This window comes from Nostoc sp. (assembly GCF_036917815.1).
Lineage (GTDB): Bacteria > Cyanobacteriota > Cyanobacteriia > Cyanobacteriales > Nostocaceae > Nostoc.
The window spans coordinates 1-20,150 of sequence record NZ_JBALEK010000057.1 but is presented as its reverse complement, the minus strand read 5'-3'; the positions used below and the strand labels follow the sequence as shown (position 1 = coordinate 20,150).

16 protein-coding genes and 1 tRNA gene are annotated in these 20,150 nt (G+C 43.7%); 12 read left to right on the top strand and 5 right to left on the bottom strand.

Translation table 11 applies throughout. From position 1 onward, the window contains the following. The first annotated feature begins 283 nt into the window (after positions 1-283). The 12 genes from V7K97_RS16895 to V7K97_RS16840 all read left to right on the top strand — a co-directional run bounded on the left by V7K97_RS16895 (position 284) and on the right by V7K97_RS16840 (position 14,775). A complete protein-coding gene (locus V7K97_RS16895) occupies positions 284-835 on the top strand; it encodes a GNAT family N-acetyltransferase (RefSeq protein WP_334802182.1) in 552 nt (183 codons plus the stop codon). A gap of 299 nt (positions 836-1,134) precedes the next feature. Continuing rightward, positions 1,135-1,208 (top strand) — tRNA-Pro (locus tag V7K97_RS16890). 485 nt (positions 1,209-1,693) lie between these two features. Further along, entirely contained in the window at positions 1,694-2,500 is an 807-nt protein-coding gene (locus tag V7K97_RS16885; RefSeq protein ID WP_334802181.1) for a Tic22 family protein, read from the top strand. Positions 2,501-2,525: 25 nt separating this feature from the next. Then, positions 2,526-3,416 carry a peptide chain release factor N(5)-glutamine methyltransferase gene (prmC, locus tag V7K97_RS16880; protein WP_334802180.1) on the top strand — a complete coding sequence of 297 codons (891 nt, stop codon included), beginning with the start codon at positions 2,526-2,528 and terminating at the stop codon, positions 3,414-3,416. Positions 3,417-4,470: 1,054 nt separating this feature from the next. After that, a complete protein-coding gene (locus V7K97_RS16875; RefSeq protein ID WP_334802179.1) occupies positions 4,471-5,835 on the top strand; it encodes an aminotransferase class I/II-fold pyridoxal phosphate-dependent enzyme in 1,365 nt (454 codons plus the stop codon). 330 nt (positions 5,836-6,165) lie between these two features. After that, the gene (locus V7K97_RS16870) at positions 6,166-8,052 is read left to right on the top strand and encodes a fatty acyl-AMP ligase (protein WP_334802178.1); all 1,887 of its coding nucleotides are present in this window, start codon (positions 6,166-6,168) and stop codon (positions 8,050-8,052) included. A 124-nt stretch (positions 8,053-8,176) separates the two neighbouring features. After that, complete coding sequence (locus tag V7K97_RS16865; protein WP_334802177.1) at positions 8,177-9,784, top strand: acyl-CoA dehydrogenase family protein; 1,608 nt, start codon at positions 8,177-8,179, stop codon at positions 9,782-9,784. 32 nt (positions 9,785-9,816) lie between these two features. After that, positions 9,817-10,776, top strand: coding sequence for an acyl-CoA desaturase (locus V7K97_RS16860; protein ID WP_334802176.1), 960 nt, complete (start codon positions 9,817-9,819; stop codon positions 10,774-10,776). A gap of 25 nt (positions 10,777-10,801) precedes the next feature. After that, complete coding sequence (locus tag V7K97_RS16855; RefSeq protein WP_334802175.1) at positions 10,802-11,062, top strand: acyl carrier protein; 261 nt, start codon at positions 10,802-10,804, stop codon at positions 11,060-11,062. 202 nt (positions 11,063-11,264) lie between these two features. Then, positions 11,265-12,500, top strand: coding sequence for an acyl-CoA dehydrogenase family protein (locus V7K97_RS16850; RefSeq protein ID WP_334802174.1), 1,236 nt, complete (start codon positions 11,265-11,267; stop codon positions 12,498-12,500). Positions 12,501-13,126: 626 nt separating this feature from the next. After that, positions 13,127-13,735, top strand: coding sequence for an L-threonylcarbamoyladenylate synthase (locus tag V7K97_RS16845; protein ID WP_334802173.1), 609 nt, complete (start codon positions 13,127-13,129; stop codon positions 13,733-13,735). A 98-nt stretch (positions 13,736-13,833) separates the two neighbouring features. Next, entirely contained in the window at positions 13,834-14,775 is a 942-nt protein-coding gene (locus V7K97_RS16840) for a sensor histidine kinase (RefSeq protein WP_334802172.1), read from the top strand. Here the strand turns inward: V7K97_RS16840 and V7K97_RS16835 are convergent. The 5 genes from V7K97_RS16835 to V7K97_RS16815 form a co-directional block, all read right to left on the bottom strand. Further along, positions 14,738-15,232, bottom strand: a complete 495-nt coding sequence (locus V7K97_RS16835; RefSeq protein WP_334802171.1) for a GNAT family N-acetyltransferase — start codon at positions 15,230-15,232, stop codon at positions 14,738-14,740. The two genes, V7K97_RS16840 and V7K97_RS16835, sit on opposite strands and share 38 nt — an antisense overlap. A 49-nt stretch (positions 15,233-15,281) precedes the next feature. Continuing rightward, positions 15,282-15,695: a hypothetical protein gene (locus V7K97_RS16830; protein WP_334802170.1), complete on the bottom strand. Its 414-nt coding sequence runs from the start codon at positions 15,693-15,695 to the stop codon at positions 15,282-15,284. Positions 15,696-15,769: 74 nt separating this feature from the next. Further along, positions 15,770-16,747, bottom strand: a complete 978-nt coding sequence (gene secF / locus V7K97_RS16825; protein ID WP_334802169.1) for a protein translocase subunit SecF — start codon at positions 16,745-16,747, stop codon at positions 15,770-15,772. Then, positions 16,744-18,162 (bottom strand): protein translocase subunit SecD, encoded by a 1,419-nt coding sequence (gene secD, locus V7K97_RS16820; protein WP_334802249.1) that lies wholly within the window; start codon positions 18,160-18,162, stop codon positions 16,744-16,746. Before secD ends, secF begins: the two co-directional genes overlap by 4 nt. 246 nt (positions 18,163-18,408) lie before the next feature. Beyond that, on the bottom strand, positions 18,409-19,392 hold the full coding sequence (locus V7K97_RS16815; RefSeq protein WP_334802168.1) for an alpha-ketoacid dehydrogenase subunit beta: 984 nt from the start codon (positions 19,390-19,392) through the stop codon (positions 18,409-18,411). Positions 19,393-20,150: the final 758 nt, after the last annotated feature.

The following is a 20,150-nucleotide window of genomic DNA, read 5'->3' as shown; positions in this document are numbered from 1 at the left end:
TTGCCAGGATTAGGTTTTTCCATTTTGAATTTTGAATTTTGAATTTTGAATTGTTTATATTCTTCCCTTTTTGTGAATTTCTCCTAGCCCAGACAACAAAATGCTAAAGTTGAAAATGATTGGTGTGAAACACGCCCTAAATGGCTGTTACCATTGCAAATCCCGAAAACAACCGAAAAACTTTGAGTGTCAGGGGTAATAAATGGGGGTAGCTATGTTAAACGTGAATCAACACTCCTGAGAGTGGAAACCAATTCAGTTATACTACCCGAACCACGTTGGCATGGGTTTTTGGAAAACTTGGTTTAGCACTCCTGAATCTGTAGGGACAACTAGGACAAACTCTTTTGAAGAGCATAGAGCGGAAACTGCGGGCAATTCTAGCCTCGGTAGCATTAGCGAAGCTTCTTCAAAGGAGACTCGCATCGTCTTCAGCACGGAACGAGACATTGACCTATATGAGCTAGAAGAACTCTGTGATGCAGTTGGTTGGTCGCGTCGTCCGCTAAGAAAAGTGAAAAAAGCTATTGAGCATAGTTTTCTCGTTGCCTCAATGTGGCAGGTGAGAGGAAACCAAAAGCGGCTCATTGGTTTTGCCCGCGCTACCTCAGATCACGCTTTTAATGCCACTATTTGGGATGTGGTGGTTCACCCAGACTTTCAAAGTCAAGGATTGGGCAAGGCGCTGATGAAATACGTTCTCAAAAAACTTAGGAGTGAAGAAATTAGTAATGTCACTCTCTTTGCCGATCCTCATGTTGTAGATTTCTACCGAACTATGGGGTTTATGGCTGATCCAGAAGGCATCAAAGGTATGTTCTGGTATCCTCACTAGCGCTCAATCCAAATAAAACCCGATTCGCACAATAAAATCAGGTATAGTAGTACAAATCTATTATTTTGGTTTGGTTTGACAAGGTTTAGCCGACGAAGGAGCAAGTATATCTCTTGTAAAACTAAGTCGGCAGCAAAACCTTTATCAGTCTAGGATGTAATCTAGCTCAGTCGTTGCAGAAGATAAAAGATATTAGGCATGAGCCGTGTTATATGATATGATTAATTTAACGCTCTTGTGAAAGGGCGATCGCTTTGGTGGTAAGTTAAAATCAAACCAAAAAAGTAGATAAGTCTAACCGGGATGTAGCGCAGCTTGGTAGCGCGCCTGCTTTGGGAGCAGGATGCCGCAGGTTCAAATCCTGTCATCCCGATTTAATTAGTGAAGATATTAAACCAATCGCAGATGGAACGATTGATTAAGCAGTAGCGTCACCCCATATTAGAAAAAGCCGATAAAATGACATTTATCATTTCTAAGCTGGGAAAGCTTTTCACTGTTTGAGAAGACATATAATAGGCATCTACGGCATTTCGCGGTGAATAGCAAAGGGAAATCGGGAAAAACACAAGTCGAGTACAGTCAATTTGGGAAAGCGATACTATAGCAACCCTAAGTAGTTAGGGAATATTGGATTTTGTCCGTTGACCCTCCGGGTGACGCTACCGCTTGCGCTAACGGCAGTGCCAATGCGTTGGAACAACAAGACCGGGCTGCCTCACAGTTAACACTCAACCTCAACGCGCATAATGAATTTTTCACAATTGAAATAGATTGCTATATAACTAAAGCTAGTTGGTGCTGTGCAAATCCAACCATTTGTTTAATTTAATTGGACTATTGATGCGAGGAGCAGTCATGAAATCATTTATTCGCTTGGGCGCAACATTGGGTATAGCTACCAGTGTATTTTTAACGGGGCTTTCAGGAATAGGCAATCTACCAGGGATGGGCAATCTAGAGGCGATCGCATTGCCACAAGATCAGATAGTGAAAAAGCTCCAAGAAGTACCCGTATTCACCCTCACCAATCCTAAAGGCGAATTCGTAGTTCTTTCGAGGAAAAACGAATCCAAGACGATCTCGCAAGTAGGATTTTTTATTAGCAAGCAAGATGCTCAAAAATTCCTTGACAATCGGCTCAAAAAAGAAAATCCCCAGTTGGCAAGTACCCTACAGGTGAGACCTTTGTCTTTGGCAGACTACTTTAAAATAGTGCAAGAAAGCAAAAAGAAACCAGATTCTGTGATTTATACTTTAGTGCCGACGCAAGAACAGGTAGCATCGGCAACTAGTATGCTAAATCAGAATGGTAAAAAAGTGGAGCAATTCAATGGTATTCCCTTGTTTGTACCCAAATTTAAGAAAGATAATAGCTATTTGACCATTCCCCTGGCAAAAGGCAACGAGCGCTACATCCCTTTCTTTTTTGAGAAAGAACAAGCAGTGGCTCTGTTAGACCAATTCAAAAAAGCTGTGCCAAAGGAAGCAGACAACACTGAAATTCAGGTGGTGGATTTGTACGGTGTTCTAGAGGCTCTCAATAGCAGCAACGATCCTAGTATAAATAAAATTGTTCTGTATCCATCGCGGGAGTCGATCAACTTTATTCGCTCCCTTGCGCCAAATCAATCACCAGCTCCTGCGCCGGCTGCGAAAAAATAACGGATAGGCGCTCCAAGGTTGAGGTATGGAAGAGAAACATCTGATAGTTTCTGGTTTACAACTTTGGCAGTGGCGAAATGTAGCTATCCAAGCAGCGATCGCCACTGATGTCCCTCCAAGGGAGGTAGACTGGCTACTTATAGAGGTGGCTGGATTAGACCGCTTGGCACTGCGTTTGGAGTCTTTTAAGAACTGGCCGCAAATTCAGCTGCAATTGCCTCTAGTAGAGTTAGACCAGCTCTGGCAGAGGCGATTAAATGAACGCTTACCAGTGCAGTATATTGCGGGAGTTACACCTTGGCGTAATTTTAAAATCGCAGTGTCGAGTGCAGTTTTGATTCCCAGACCAGAGACAGAGTGCTTAATTGATTTAGCTAAAGCATTGTTCGCAGATGCTTCAGGACATTGGGCGGATTTGGGTACTGGGAGTGGTGCGATCGCCATCGGATTAGCAGATGTCTTGCCAAAAGCAACAATTCATGCAGTTGATTACAGTTTAGCAGCTCTGGCGATCGCCCAAGCCAACGCCGATGATTTGGGTTTTGCTGACCGGATTAAATTTTATCAAGGTTCCTGGTGGGAGCCACTGGCATTGTTAAAAGGTCAGTTCAATGGTATGGTGTCCAACCCTCCTTACATCCCCACCAGCATCTTACCTACTTTGCAGCCAGAAGTAGTTAACCATGAACCGCATCTAGCTTTGGATGGTGGCGCTGATGGCTTAGATTGCATTCGGAATTTGGTAGAAATTTCACCTAGTTATTTGCGATCGGGTGGCGTGTGGCTGATTGAGATGATGGCTGGACAGGCCAATGCAGTGCGAGAACTTTTGCAAAATCAAGGTAATTATTGCAATATTCAAACTCACGCTGATTTAGCTGGAATTGAACGCTTCGCCCTAGCTTATAAAAGTTAGGGTTTCTCTTACTCAATTTGGTTATCTCCATCTGTTTTAGCTATTCCAATATCACTCTAATATTATCAATTGCATCGGCAATTTGTCGTAACAACTTATGTGCTTGTGATATATCTAGTGAGATTCTGTATCTATATCTACCTATATATTTTTATCTAAACATCTTGTTTAACTCATTTTGTTGATTGACAACAAAATCTAAATAGTGGTAGCTTTAATCTCGGATTAAAAATTCACCCTAATCCAGATTTCCAACACATCTAAAAAGATTTAGATATTTGGTACGTTCAGAACAGAGGAAACACTTTTGGTGGTTAATCTTTCATTAGAGAAGAACATTTCTATTTATATGCCTTCTCTTCAAATTAAAATCATGTTTAAAGTTGAAAATTGGGTACAGTATTGGCCAACTGGCACTCCTCGTTAAATTAATATTACACAGCAATCTTAAATGCTTTATAAAAACCGAGAAAAGGTTGATTTTCTCTGATTTTATGATGTTCACACTTCAGATAAGATTGCTCTACATCGAAAGTAATTGATATTTGTTTGCTAATTTCCAGTCTTTAGTGAAATTAGTTTTAGCATTTATCTTGGTGTGCGAGTACTTGGAAAACTACTGCATATATAGCGCTTCTCTGTTGAGTGCAATACAGACCTAACCCCCAGCCCCTTACGCCAGGTGCTTCAAGTCGGCGGAGCCGCCCAACGCACTGGCTCCCCTACTAGCGTTGGGGAGCAAGATTCAAAGCCTCTCTCCTAAAAGGAGAGAGGTTTGGAGAGAGGTCAAAGTGCTAGCAAGATAGCCTTTGCTCAGATGAAAACTGCTTGCTATTCTCAATGCCTTCACCAAGAAAGTAGATATAGCTTTTATCAAAATAATGCAATGAAAGTGTGCGAGTGACTATTAGACAGAACGCATACTCACAAACTAGCGACTTATCTGTTGAGCAGTTCATAATCTGATTCACACAAGAGGTTTATTGCTTAAAAGACTTAAGCGGTTAGTTTGCTGTGCTAAAAACAGAAAAATAAATCTAGGTGAGAGTTCACAATGTTAAGTAAACAGACTAATAAATTCCCAGAAGATGTTAAGAATATATGGGCTGCACCGGATACCAGCAGCCATGCCGAGAATTTTTCCTTCAAAGATTTTTTCCCAACCATTGGTTCATCCTTAGCGGAGCGTGTGAAACCTTGCTCTAATTGGCTGCATACACCAAATCCATCCATCGGTCCCAATGCCTGTATGCTGACCTATTTCCCTCGTGAGGTCGTTGGACCAATTGAAAATCGAACTCTGATCAAAGATCCGCTCACTGGTGATATCAGGTCAATGCTGATGTTCGGATCAAATAATTACCTGGGATTGACCACCCATCCCTATGTTCGAGAAGCAGCAAAGCAAGCCATTGAAGAATTTGGTGTTGGTATGGGTGGGCCACCTCTACTCAATGGGATGAGCAGCATCCATCGCCAACTTGAAGCCCGTATTGCCCAGTTCAAAGGCGCTGAAGATGCTCTGCTTTTTGCGAGTGGATTTCAGGCACAGTTAGGGTGGGTGAATGGTCTGTTACGGGATGATGATGTTTTAATCTGCGACGAGTTAGGCCATGCCAGTCTGTATGATGCCATTAAGCTTGTGTCTATGGGTTCCAGGGTTCGCGCTTTTAACTTCAAGCACAACGATTGTGACGACCTTGAACAGCGTCTGATCAAATGCAAGCAAGTTGGAGGAGCATCAAATCGATTAATCTATGTGGCTGTCGAAGGCGTATATTCGATGGATGGCGATTTAGCTCCACTCCCAGCAATTCGTGAGCTTTGTGACCATTACGGGGCTATTCTTGTCGTGGATGATGCACACGGTACGGGTGTCATGGGTAACAAGGGCGGCGGTACCGATGAACACTTTGGTCTGAAAGGTCGAATTGATGTAACGATGGGGACTTTCAGTAAGGCATTGGGGGTCACAGGCGGCTTTATCGCTGCTAGTCGTGATGTAATCGAGTATCTGCGCTTCTTTGCTCGGTCTTATATGTTCTCAGCATCTTTGCCTGTTCCTGTTGTTGCGGCTGTCTTCGCAGGTCTGGATATCATCGAGCGGGAACCGGAGCGTATCAGTCAGCTTCGAGCCAATAGTGCTTATTTGTTGCAGCAACTCCAAGAGGCGGGATTCCAAGCCAGGAGTGATTCTGCGATCATACCAGTGAGAATCCCGGCGGAGGTCGAAATTCGCACTCTTGCCTGGAGATTTCACCAAGAAGGCATCTTTGTGAATTCGGTGGAGTACCCTGCTGTTCCCCTCAATGCCCAAAGACTCCGAATCAGTGTCATGGCAACCCATACACGTGAAGATTTAGATACATTTATTCACGTTTTCCAAAAGTTGGATCGTGAATTAGGCATCATCCGGTAAATCGTTGACGGTTAGAAAGACGCGATAAATCGCCTAGAGAGACGCGATAAATCGCCTAGAAAGACGCGATAAATCGCCTAGAAAGACGCGATAAATCGCCTAGAGAGACGCGATAAATCGCCTAGAAAGACGCGATAAATCGCCTAGAGAGACGCGATAAATCGCCTAGAGAGACGCGATAAATCGCCTAGAAAGACGCGATAAATCGCCTAGAGAGACGCGATAAATCGCCGTCTCTACAGGGAATTTATCAATTATTTATTGACAGACTCGTAGCTGACAAATCTATACATACACATGACATCACTGTGTAAACCGTGAAATGGGCTTATGACTATTTGTTTGGCTGATCTCCAAAACCCTCTTGACAAATTTTCAAATTTAATAGAATTACTGAGCTACAGAGCTAAAAATCAGCCTGAGAAAACAGCTTATATATTTCTCCGAGATGGAGAAACTGAAGAAAATAGACTGACTTATGGAGAATTAGACCTGCAAGCGCGATCGCTCGCATCCCATCTTCAGTCTCTAGTATCTCCTGGCGAACGGGCTTTGCTGTTGTATCCACCGGGTCTAGAGTTCATTAGCGCCTTCTTTGGCTGTTTATATGCGGGTGTGATCGCCGTTCCCGCTTATCCGCCGCGAGCCAATATGAACTTGTTCAGGTTGCAAGCGATCGTTAAAGATGCCCAAGCAAAGGTAGTCTTGACTACGAAATCCTTGTTAACCAACCTGGAAGGTCAGTTGGTCGAAAATCCAGAATTGGCAACTATGCGCTGGTTAAACAGTGATTACATTGACAGCAATCTCAGTTCAAATTGGCAAAAACCAAAGCTAGAGAGTGACACCCTGGCATTTCTCCAATACACTTCCGGCTCTACGGGAACGCCAAAGGGGGTGATGATCACTCATGGGAATTTGCTGTGCAACCAGAGATCCATCAAGATGGGTTTCGGACATACAGATAAAACAATTTTTGCCGGTTGGTTGCCTTTATTCCACGATATGGGACTGATTGGGAATGTGTTGCAGCCTCTATATCTGGGTATACCGTCTATTTTGATGTCACCAGTAGCTTTCCTTCAGAAGCCTTTTTCCTGGTTGCAAGCTATTTCTCGTTACAAAGCCACTACTAGCGGTGGTCCAGATTTTGCTTATGACCTGTGTGTTCGCAAGATTACTCCCGAACAGCTTTCCAAGCTTGACTTAAGCAGTTGGGAAGTTGCTTTCAATGGAGCCGAACCAGTCCGTGCCGAAACTCTGGAGCTATTTGCTAACTATTTCGCGCCTTGTGGTTTCCGTCGGGAAGCGTTTTACCCATGCTATGGGATGGCTGAAGCGACTTTATTCGTTTCTGGGGGTTTGAAAACAGCTTCCCCCGTTGTGTACCAAGTTGAAGGAGTAGCCCTTGAGGAAAATCGGGTGGTGGCTGCATCTGGGGAAGGGACTAAAACAATTGTCGGCTGCGGTCGCACCTGGTTAGATGAGAAAATCGCCATTGTCGATCGCGAATCTTTAACTCAGTGTCCCCCTGGGAAGGTAGGAGAAATTTGGGTGTCAGGTTCTTCTGTGGCTGCTGGCTATTGGAATCGACCAGAGCAAACTGGGGAAACTTTTCAAGGTTATCTGGCAGATACAGGAGAAAGGCCATTTCTTTGCACGGGTGACTTGGGATTTGTGCAAGATGGCGAACTGTTTGTCACCGGACGACTAAAAGATGTGATTATCATCCGAGGACAAAATCATTATCCCCAGGATATTGAGTTAACAGTTCAAAAAAGTCATCCAGCATTGCGATCGCATTGTGGAGCAGCTTTCACTGTAGAGCAGAAGGGACAACAGCGATTAGTCGTTATTCAAGAGGTAGAACGAACCTATTTGAGGCGGTTGGATATTCAAGAAGTCGTCGGCAATATCACTGAAGCAGTTGTAGATAATCACGGTTTACAAGTGTATGCCACAGTTTTGATTAAACCTGGAAGTATTCCCAAGACATCTAGCGGGAAGATTCAGCGTCATGCGTGTCGGCGTGGGTTTCTAGATGGCAGTTTGAATGTGGTAGCACACTGTAGCGGAAATCTTCAGCATCAAGCCCAGTTTCACAAGTTGGAAGTTGATGTCAACTCACTCTTAGTAAAAGTGCAGCAAGGTAATCCTGATTCTCAAACTGACTTTTCACGTGATATGGAAAAATCAACGCGAAACCTAACCCCCTAGCCCCCTTCCCTACGAGCGTTGGGGGAAAAATCAAAGCCTCTCCCCTTGTAGGGGAGAGGTTTGGAGAGAGGTTTTCTGAGTAAAGATTCTCAAAGAGCGAATATTCAGGAGGACGCAAAAGCTAATGCAGTTTAATAGTCAAAGTCAGTCCTTAGAAAGTTCAAGTCGTCAACGTGCAGAACAAGTCATCCATTGGTTACGTGACTATGCCCAAAGACGAATCAATTCTAGACTGATGGACGAGCGACGGTGTATAACGCCCCATGTCGTTCTAGACTTTGGCAAAAAAGGCTTATTAGGAATGATTGTGCCTCAATCATCCGGGGGTCTGGGCTTAAGTTACAGTGATACGTTGCAAGTGATGGAACAACTTGCAGCTATTGATCTCAACTTAGCTTCATTTGTGGGTGTAAACAACTTTCTGGGAATCTATCCAATTCTTAAATATGGTACACCTCAAATCAAAGAAACCTATCTCCAGAATTTAGCCCAAGGGAGAGATTTAGCAGCCTTTGCGATTACCGAAGCATCCGCCGGATCTAATCCTAGAGGAATCAAAGCTGAAGCGCATCCAGATGGAAGTGGTGGGTGGTTACTTAGCGGCACCAAAATTTGGAGCGGTTCTGCATCTTGGTCAAGCGCGATCAATATTTTTGCTCATGTTGTAGATGAACAAGGCGAATCTTTGGGAATCACAGCATTTACCATCCCTGAAAATGCTCAAGGATTGAAGCAAGGTACTGAAGCTCTGACAATGGGAATGCGAGGTATGGTTCAGAATACTATTCACCTTGAACAAGTAAAAGTCAATCACGAAAATGTTTTAGGCAAAATTGGTTCAGGTTTTGAAATAGCCCAGGACGCAATGCAACTGGCACGATTGGGAATTGCTGCAACCTGTATTGGCGGAATGAAACATTGTGCCCAACTCATGCTTCGTTATGCTAACCGTCGCTCAATTGGTATAGAACGGCTAATAAATCAACAGATTACTTTACAACGTCTGAGTGATTTAACAGCAGCAATTGGTGCAGTTGAGTGCTTGGTTAAAAACATTGCAACATCCCTAGATGAAGGGAAATATGTTCCTTCAGAAGCTTATCTTGTCGCTAAAATTATCGCACCTGAATTAATGTGGCAAGCAGCCGATCATCTTGTTCAACTGTTAGGTGGACGGGGTTATATCGAATCTAATATTGCGCCCCAAATCTTACGGGATGCTCGTTTGTTTCGGATTTTTGAGGGACCGACTGAAACTTTACAGATGCACTTAGGTTTATTAGCTTTATACCAAACACCTCAAGTCTGTTCATCTCTCAATGAGTTTCTGGGAGCGACAAAAATCAGTGAGCAATTGCAACAAACGGCGGAATATTGTGCTTCTTACCTCAAAAATAAAAACCTATCTCGGAGCAGTAATAAGAAATTCAGTAAAATATTATCCCAAAAATTGGGTGATGTAGCTGCATGGGCATTTGTGCTTGCTTGCATACAAAAGTCAGATCAAAGTGAGCCGACAGATGAATTAAAACGTGTCGAAAAGTGGGGTCAAGAATATTTTCAGGCAAAGATAGCTTATGCTCTTGCAGAAAATCTCTATGACCAGACTTTACTAGATACTAATCAGGTGGAGAATTTGATTAATCAGTATGCAGAAAAAATTGGTGATTTCGAGCAAAATTTAGCTGGAGAAGAAGATGATCTGGATGAATATCTCTGTCAGAAAGCCTAAATATCAAAAATTTAATGAGGGTGTAAAAGCTAATGCAGTTAAATAATCAAAGTCCTTCTTTACTTACTTCAAAAAAAGAAGCAAAAATCACAATCAAAAATGATTACTTACAAACAGTCCAAAAGCGGTTTGCCGCAGCCACGATCATAATTCCTTTGATCGGTACACTGATAGCGCTCAAATTCGCTTGGGATTTGGGAATTAATCTCATGGAATTAGAATTGCTTTTGGTTTTCTGGTTTTTAACTATGGTTGGGGGAGTGACTGTAGGTAATCATCGGCTTTTAGCTCACTGTGCTTTTAAAACCCACCCATATATTCGAGTTGCTTTCGCTATTTTGGCTTCTATGGCAGCTCAAGGCCCTGTCATCAATTGGGTTAGCAACCATAGACGGCATCATCAATACAGTGACCAAATAGGAGATACTCATTCTCCCAACCTTCACCAAGGAGAATCTTGGGGAAAGTTAAGGGGAATGTGGCATAGCCATATTGGTTGGATGCTTAGTGGCGAACTCACAAATTCTACAGTTTTTGCGAAGGATTTGTTGCAAGACCCTGTGATGAAAAAAGTCAATCAACAGTACCTAGCTTTCGTTTTTTTGGGTCTTTTGATTCCAGCTATTCTTGGAGGAATATTGTCAGGTACTTGGATAGGTGTAGGGCAAGGATTTTTGTGGGGAGGGCTTGTCAGAATTTTTGTAGTGCATCATTTAACTTGGAGTCTTAACTCCATTGTTCATCTGTATGGTAGTCGCTACTTCAATACTACTGAAAAGAGTACTAATAATGTTTGGCTAGCAATTCCTACAGGAGGAGAAGCTTGGCATAATAATCATCATGCTTTTCCTAACTCATCAAAGTTTGGGTTGCAATGGTGGCAAGTTGATTTAGGGTACTGGTTAATCCGCATTCTTGAAGTATTAGGTTTAGCTTGGGATGTTAAAGTTCCCACGCTAGGAATGATTGAAGCGAAAAAAACTGCTAGCTGATTTTAGTCTAAATTTTGGAGGATGTATGCTTTCTCAAAAAACTGAATCTTTAAAAGTCTCTACTACAGAAATCAAAGAATGGTTGATTTCTTATCTAGCAGATTTGCTAGAAATCGAACCCGAACAAATAAATGTAGAAACCACTTTTGCACGTTATGGTTTAGATTCCTCAGTTGCGGTGGTTTTAACCGGAGATTTAGCAGATTGGCTAGGAAAAGAGCTAGAGCTAAGGGTAGTTTGGGATTATCCGACGATCGCAGACCTTGCACAACATTTAAGCAAATAGTTAGCGAATAGTTTTAGTACTTATATCTTGCACCAGGCGACTGGAAGTCGCGGCTACACAGGCAAAACCCACCTCCGTGGGTTAAAAACCCTTGATTTCCTCTTAGTCCACGGAGGTGGACGAAAGTTTGTATAGCCGCGATTTCTAATCGCTAGGGCTAGGTGCGAGATGTGAGAGTACAGATTTGATGGAGATGCTGGAAATGGTTTTATCTACCTTACAAGAAACAAAAGACTACATTGCTCTAGCTGCCTCATTAGGAAAGGAGTTTGCTAAAACAGCAGTCGAACGAGATGCTAAAGGTGGTAGTCCAACCGCCGAACTAAATCTTCTGCGGGAAAGTGGTCTGCTTAAACTCCTGATCCCAGAAGAATATGGGGGATTTGGTCAAACTTGGGTTACAGCCCTGAAAGTTGTACGAGAAATTGCTAAAGCGGATGGCTCCCTTGGTCAACTTTTGGGTTATCACTATGTCAATTCTGTCATTCCTGAACTAAATGGTACTCGCGAACAAAAAGCCCGATTCTACAGCGAAACTACTCGCAACAACTGGTTTTGGGGTGATGCTGTTAATCCGCGAGATCCTAAATTGGTGCTAACACAAGATGGAAACAATTTCCGGCTCAATGGTACTAAAAACTTTGCCACAGGCAGTACTGGCTCCGACATCATTGTAGTGACAGCCGCACGCGGATATATGGAGAATCTTCCCGTTGCCATTGTTCCCAAGCATCGGGAAGCGGTTGAGAATCTTCCTGTTGCTATTGTTCCCAGCCATCGGGAAGGAGTGATTCTCAATGACGATTGGGATTACATTGGACAGCGACAAACCGATAGCGGTAGTGTCAGTTTTAATAATGTCTTGATTCACCGAGATGAGATTCTGGGCAATCCTGACTCTAAGGATGCGCCTAGCTCCTTTGCCTCATTGGTGACCCCTGCGTTCCAATCTGTCTTTGTCAATTTCTATCTGGGAATTGCACTGGGCGCATTTGAGGAAGGCAAGCAATATACCCTATCTGCAACCCGTCCCTGGATTTTTTCACCTGCCCACACGGCAGCTAAAGATCCTTATATTATTGAGCAATACGGTAATCTCTGGGTGAGTTTGATTTCGACCATCAGCCATGTTGATTATGTCAACTCGGTCTTCCAATCGGCCTGGGAAAAGGGAGAACACCTGACAGCCATCGAACGCGGTGAAACTGCTGTTACTATTAGCACTGCCAAAGTCTTGACTACACGAGTGGCATTAGAAGTAACAAGCAAGATTTTTGAAGTCATGGGAACTCGTGCGGCTGCGACAAAATATCGCTTTGATCGCTTCTGGCGCAACGTCCGTACTCATACTCTGCATGATCCAGTTGCCTACAAAGTCCACGAAGTTGGTGACTGGGTACTCAACGAACAAATCCCACCCTTCACCATTTACACCTAAGCCGAATGGTACGAAGTTAATAGCAAAAAAGAGGCAAGGGGGATAGTTCTCGTGGGGATTCGACCCCGCCTGTAGCTTGCTTCCCCGTCTGACTTTTCACGTTATGTGGAAAAGCCACGAAAAACCTAACCCCCTAACCCCCTTCCCTACGAGGGAAGGGGGAAAATTCCAAGTCTCTCTCCTTTTAGGAGAGAGATTTAGAGAGAGGTTTTCCAGATCCCGTGAAAAGTCAGCTTCCCCGTAGGGGTAAGAGAACCACGCTTTTGAACTAGGGGATTCAGACCCATGTTCCGCTCCGCTCTGTGTCTAGAGGAAGGGTAATTTGGGATTACCCCACACGCATCCCTATCACAACATTTAAGCCAGTAATTGAACTGGGGACTGGGATGGGTATCCTCACCGTCTGATATTCAGGGCGAGGATGCCCACCCCACAAGATGGATAATTTATTTTTTGGAAATCCCTAAAGTCCTATATAGCGGTTATCGGTTGAGTGAGGTAGAAGAACCCCACCCCCAACCCCCTCCCCGCAAGCGAGGAGGGGGCTTAAGATGTACCTCACTAGATTGAGAAACGCTATATTTCTTTATATATATTGAATTGTTCTCGCCGACTTACTTAGCAAGATGACGCAAGTTTCCCTCAAAGACCTAATAGTTGGCGCACGCTCTGGACTGTTAGTAAGCTTTCCCACCGATACTGTTCCTGCACTTGCAGCTATACCAGAAAAAGCAGCATTAATTTTTGCGGCGAAGCAACGTAGTCAAGATAAACCTTTGATTTTGATGGCGGCTAGGGCTGAAGATTTGTGGCTGTATGTCAAAGGTAGTCAGAAGGAGTATAAAGTTTGGCAAGAATTAGCAGATAAATATTGGCCAGGAGGGCTGACGTTAGTTTTGCCAGCGAGTCAACGCCTGCCAAAGGTTATGAACCCTATCGATCCAACAACAATTGGTATTCGAGTACCGAACAGTGCGATCGCTCAATCTATTTTGACTCAAACAGGCCCTCTTGCCACCACTAGCGCTAATTTTTCCGGTCAGCCGCCTTTGCAAACAATGGCAGAAATTGAGACTCAGTTTCCCCAGGTTCTAACTCTAGCAACAACAGAATGCCAGGGTGAAATGCCGGGGATGGGTGTACCTTCCACTGTTGCTAAATGGACAGGGGTAAATTGGGAAATTTTGCGGCAAGGTCGGATCAAGTTAGATATTTCGAGTGATAACCAGATATAGGTAGCTATAATGTTGTCTTCCTGATTTTGACAACAGAGAAATCTGAAACTTTAGTTTGGGCTGTTGTGGTCAATTAACAAGTTAATAATTGCCAAATTATGAATTGGAGCAACTGGATATATCTAGCAGTCGGAATAGCACTAGGTATGGTTTTCCGTCAGTTATTTGGGCGATGGCTATGCCCGGCGCAGGCATCGCCAAATGTTTTATCTAGCTCATCCCCAGTAGCACCATTAGATCAACCGGATATGCCGCCAATATCGCAACAGCTACAGCAAACGCAGCTGGCATACCTGATGGCTAGGGAAATGAGCCTGTTTAAAGCTGGTTTTTTGGCGCGAACTACCCATGAATTGCGATCGCCTCTCAATGGTTTGATTGGCTTACATCAGTTAATTTTGTCAGATTTGTGTGAAGATCCAGCTGAAGAACGAGAATTTATTGCCCAAGCTCATGAGCGAACGCTGAAGTTGCTCAAGCTGATGGATGAAATTCTCAACGTTGCCAGGACTGAACATGGTACCAATAAATTAGATATTCAGCCCAGACCCTTAGCCCAAGTTTTGGAGGAGGTTCATAAATTAACTTATATGCTGGCGGCAAATCGCAATTTTCCCTTGCAATTGTTACCCGCAGACCCAGAAATTTATGTTTTGGTAGATTATCTCTGGCTCCGTCAAATATTGACCAGCTTAATAGATACTGCTATTACTCAAATGGAGGAAGGTAGCATCTGTATTTCCAGTAGCGCCATACCTACAAGTAATTTTGTAAACATTTGGCTGGATGTACCAACCCATGCTATGACTTGGAGCGAGCCGATTGATTTGCTCAAATCTGAAGATCATCTGACCAAGATTGACCAAGAAAACGCTGCTCTTTCCCCAGGAATGAGGCTATTAATCAATCAGACTTTGATGGAAGTTATGGGAGGAAAGTTAGAAATCCTGCCCTCGACCATTGTCAAAGAACCACTTCAGCAGTTTACCAGACTACAAATCTCTATCCCCCTAGTGATTCCTGAAGCTGAACTTCTGTAGCAGCAACGAAAGCACGGTTAGCTAGGTTGTGTAGCACCATCGTCGTGGTAGTGTTGGGTTGAAAACCAATCTTTTCGTAGAAACCCTGTTGGTGAGTAGTCATCAGATAAACGCGCTCAACGGACCTCATGCGGGGATGATTCAAAAGGGTTTCTAGTAAATTGCTTCCCAACCCACTATGTTGATAATCTGGATGAATCACAACATCCCAAATTGTGGCGCGATATATGCCATCGGATGTTGCTCTCGCAAAGCCAATGAGTCGATCGCGATCGCACACAGAAATCACTGGTTCACTGTTGGCAATGGCTATACCTAAATCCTCAACACTGCGTCCCTTTGCCCAGAAAGCTGAAACATTTAACAGTTCTTGGAGTTGGTAAAGGTCAATTTCAGACTGGCGTTCGCCTTTGGCGCAGCGAAGCTGTTCGCTAAATTGAATCTGAGGCTCGTTCATCTCTAGAAATTGCTGTACGTGTATATGTATATGCAACGAGAAAGAAAATTTAATGACAAACCCACTTCCACAGAGGATGAGTTGCTCCCTGTTGACGAATCCGATAAACTTGTTTTTCTAAACGTTGTTTTTCCGGCTCTGGTAATCCGAATAGAATATTTCGACTTTGCCAAACTAAAACAGCAGCAGTCATGCCCAGACAAAAGGCTAAACCAAAGGTAGATAGTGGATGGTAGAAGAGTCCAAATCTCACTGCCACCCAGGTAAAATATTGTTGCCACAAAGAAATTTCTGCACGTAGACCCCACAAGGAAACAGGTGCAATGGTCAGCCATAAACAGCCCACAAACAGCCATCGGCCATATACTGTCAGCTGATGTAACCTTTGTACTTGTTGGGCAAAGTCTGGGTCAGATTTGTCAAAGTCTGGGACAGTAGTTAATGGTTCTTCCGGTTGATCCATAAATGGGAATAAAATTTCAAAGTATAGGTGAGCAATTTAAAATGCTTTCACCCAATTGTGAAATATACACAAGTTTAACTATCCTGAGAACTAGTAGGTGTATCAATTGACCCAGCACCTTCTACCACGATAGTTTGACCTTTGCGCTCTCGCCACCAAGCTAGGAGAGTACTGGCGATGAAAATACTTGAATAAGCACCCATCGTGAAGCCAATAATCAAAGCTAGGGAAAAGTTTCTCAGTGTTTCTCCACCAAATAGGAATAGGGAAAACAAGGTTAGCAAAACGGTTAACGTGGTATTGATTGAGCGCGTTAAAGTTTGATTGATGGCATCATCAACAACTTTGTCAATGTGATCGTTAGGATGTAGAGTCAGTATTTCTCGAATGCGATCGTAGATAACTACGGTATCTGTCACCGAGAAACCAGTAATAGTCAAAATAGCAACGACGAAAAGACTATCAACTTCAATACCTGCGACTAATCCCAAGATGGAGAAAGCACCCAGCGTAATCAAAACATCATGGAACAATGCAAGAATTGCGATTACGGCATAGTCTATCTGGAAGCGCACACTCAAATAAATAACGATCGCAGCAAAGGAGACAAGCAGAGCTAATAACCCTTGGGAAAGTAGTTGACGGCCAAGTGTCGGACCAACGGTGTCAATTTGGGTGGCTTTCGGGTCAAAGGCTCCAATTTTTTCACTCAAAGCTGTTTGCAACTGGGTGCGTTGCTCAACATCTAATGTCTTTGTGCGAATGGATATTCCCTGTTGGTTTTTACCAACAACTTGGATGCTACTATTATTTAGCTTCTGAGCGTCAACGACTTCCCTGACGTTAGAGATATCAATGGGTTGAGTGCAGTTGTTTGATTGTGTACAATCGCGTTCAAATTGTAGTCGCGTACCACCAATAAAATCTAAGCTGGGACGTAGTGGTGCGCCGAGTTGTTGCCAAGAAATCACCATCCCCACGATGCTAACGATCATCAGGGTAGCAGAAATTGTCCACCATAATCCTCGCTGTTTGATGACACTAAATTTCATAACTGCACCTCCGCACCAGATTTAATTGACGTTGAGAGATTGGGACAAAACAACTCTGGCTTACGCAAGTTGGGAAATTGCAATGATAAGAACAGCAGTGTGCGGCTACAAGTAATGGCAGTAAACAAATTCACCAATAACCCTAGCGCCAATGTCAAAGCAAAGCCTTTAACTAAACCTGCTCCTAAGAAAAACAGTGCAGCACAAGAAATTAATGATGTGACATGACTATCTAAAATGCTAGACCAAGCTCGGTAGAATCCTGACTCTACAGAACGATATAAACTTTTGCCAGCGCGTAGTTCTTCACGGGTGCGTTCAAAAATCAATACGTTAGCATCAACTGCCATACCGATACTGAGAATAAATCCAGCAATACCGGGGAGAGTTAATGTCACACCTAGCAAAGCGAAGGTGGCATAAGTCAATACCGCATAGATAATCAAGGCAAAGTCGGCAATTAATCCTGGTAGTCGGTAGTAAACTAACATGAAAATTAATACTAACAGCAATCCGCCAGCACCAGCGTAAATACTGCGTTGAATACTATCTTTCCCTAATGTTGCTCCAACAGTGCGGTTTTCGACGATTTGCACTGGTAAGGGTAAAGCACCCCCCCGGAGCTGCACACCTAAGTTGTTAGCTTCTTCGGCGGTAAACCTACCTGTAATCACAGCAGCACCACCAGTAATACCAGTAGCGGCAAATTCTGGCCCGACACTGGGAGCGCTGATCAGTTCATTGTCTAGGAAAATACCAATACTGCGTCCTGTCCCGGCAAGTTTTTTCGTCAGTTCGGCAAACAGTTCACCACCCTTTTGATCGAAGCGAATGGCAACATTCCAATTGTTGCCTTGAGAGGGTTCACCGGCTGCCTCTTTCAGAAATTTCCCTGCGAGTGGGGGGTTTGTGCTTTCAAACAATTCAGCGATCGCTTGATTATTTTTCTGTAAATCTTGCTGATTTTTGACAATTTCTGCTTGATTGTTACTCTTTCTCAAATCTTGCTGCTTGGATTTATATTCAGCTCTGGATGCTTGGAAAGCAAGCAGTTGGGTTTCTGTATTTGGTTTTTGTGTCCGAAATTCTAACTGTGCTGTACCCCCTAGCACCCGTTCAGCTTGTTGTGGATCGCTGACTCCGGGCAATTGCACTAGGATTTGATCTTTCCCTACAGTTTGCACCACTGGTTCAGAAACGCCAAGACCGTTAATGCGGCCTTCGACTACTTTTTTCACGGCTTCCAATTCGCGATCGGTGATTTGCTTAATCTCCGGTGTTGTTTTCACTTGAATTGTGAGCTGTGAGCCTCCGCGCAAGTCCAGTCCTAACGGAATCGAAATTGTGGTAATCACCGCTATAGCGGCGATTACCAGGACTACAATTAAAATTAAAAGCGATCGCTGTCTTTGCATACCATAACTCGCAACTGACAAAGGCTATAATAGCGCTCTTTTAGAGGAGTTAGGGCATTGGGCATTGGGCATTGGGAAAGAGGAGGCAGGAGGCAGGAATAAATAAATTCTTGAATTTTGAATTTTGTTAGCGCAGCGTTAGCGAGTCCGCGTTCGCTTTTAGCGTCTCGTAGAGAGCGTCATTTTGAATTTTGAATTGATTTCTCCCTCATCTCCCTCATCTCCCCAGTCCCTAATCCCTACTCCCTAGACTCGCAACGCTACCATTTTTTCCACAGCTTCGACTATTTGCTCTGGTTGGACGATTGTCAGTCGTTCCAGATTGCCGTTATAGGGTGTGGGAATATCTTGGGAAGAAAGCCGCAATACTGGCGCATCCAATTCATCGAATAAGCGATCGTTTATTGAGGCGATGACTTCTGCTCCAATACCCGCAGTTCGCATGGATTCTTCCACAACAATGACTTTATGGGTTTTACGTATTGATGCCCCAATTGTATCAAAATCTAATGGCTTGAGGGATATCAGGTCGATAATTTCTGGATCATATCCTTGTTTTTCAAGAGTTTTTACTGCTTGCACCACATGATGGCGCATCCGCGAGTAAGTAATAATGGTTACATCTTTTCCTTCACGCACAATTTCGGCTTTATCCAGAGGTAACAAATATTCTTCTTCTGGTAAATCTTCTTTCAAGTTGTAAAGCAGAACGTGTTCAAAGAACAACACGGGATTATCATTGCGGATAGCGGATTTCAGTAGTCCTTTAGCGTTTCTTGGTGTGGAGCAGGCAACAATTTTTAATCCTGGCACAGCTTGAAAGTAGGTTTCTAGTCGCTGGGAATGTTCTGCGCCTAGCTGTCGTCCCACACCTCCAGGGCCGCGAATTACCATCGGAATTTTAAAGTTACCGCCAGAAGTATAGCGCAACATCCCAGCATTGTTGGCTATTTGGTTGAAGGCGAGTAGTAAAAAGCCCATATTCATCCCTTCGATGATGGGACGTAACCCAGTCATTGCGGCTCCCACAGCCATGCCAGTAAAGCTATTTTCGGCAATGGGGGTGTCTAAAACGCGGAGTTCGCCATATTTTTGGTACAGGTCTTTGGTAACTTTATAGGAACCGCCGTAGTGTCCGACATCTTCACCGAGAACGAATACGCTGGAGTCACGCGCCATTTCTTCATCAATGGCTTCCCGTAAGGCGTTGAAGAATAGTGTTTCTGCCATTTAGACCTTTTAGTACGATTATGGTTTTAGAATTTTATCGTGCTGCTGTCGCAAATACGGTGAGCGATCGCACTAGTTAGAGTTTAGGTTGTTTAAATGAACCGTCCATAGCATACAGCGAGTAATTGCCATAACTATATCAAAGCGGGATCAACGCGATTTGGTGAGATGGGATAAAAAGGTGCGATGCCAACTCTTACGAGACGCTACGCGTAGCTTGCTTCTCCCTAGGAGTACGGCGGGCTACGCCTACGGTAAAAATTATATTTAAGTATAAAGTGGCTTGATTTGCCATTATTATACTGATTCACAGGAAAATTTTTCTTGATGAAATATCTCAAAAAGATTACTAGCAAGCTACGTGCAGCATCTCGTAAGAGTTGGACGCAAAGAGCGGGAAGGGAAGAGGTTGTTTGAAAAGTTTTTTTTAGACGCCTATAGCGGTTCCCATTCAGATGCGGTACAACATTATATCGCTAGGTGTAGGGGCACGGCAGTGCCGTGCCCTTACGGGTGTACCTAACTAGGTCGAGAAACGCTATAACCCTTGGAGATCCCCCTAAATCCACGCCACGTGCTTCAAGTCGGGGAACCCGCCCAACGCAGTGGCTCCCCGATAAATTGGCGGACTTTGATTCCGGTTCCCCCCTTTTTAAGGGGGGTTAGGGCAGGGCTGTTTCATTCGTTCAGATCAGAATTTTGTCAAGAGTATCAACCAGAAAATTTAGTGAGTTGGTAATCGAAAAATTACTGTTTCA